Source organism: Arthrobacter sp. Soil_C_60 (assembly GCF_057656375.1).
This window is the reverse complement of sequence record NZ_JBDGKM010000045.1, coordinates 1-230: the sequence shown is the minus strand read 5'-3', so window position 1 is coordinate 230 and position 230 is coordinate 1. Positions and strand designations below refer to the sequence as shown.

Annotated in this window: 1 pseudogene; it reads left to right on the top strand. The window is 73.9% G+C overall.

The window, feature by feature from the left end:
- Positions 1–230 (top strand): annotated as a pseudogene (locus tag AC3A4M_RS22885) (aldehyde dehydrogenase (NADP(+))); the annotation flags it as partial.

Sequence of the window (230 nt, the reverse complement as noted above, 5' to 3'; positions counted from 1 at the left end):
ATCGGCGCCGAGCTGACCGAACGCGGCACGGTCGAAACCGGCCTGCCCGCCGGCCGGCTGGAAGGCGAACGCGGCCGCACCATCGGCCAACTGCGGATGTTCGCCGCCGTCGTCCGCCAGGGCGACCACCTGCAGGTCCGCATCGATCCGGCACAGCCGGACCGCAAACCGGCGGCCCGCCTGGACATCCGCCAGCGCCACATTCCGCTGGGCCCGGTGGCCGTGTTCGG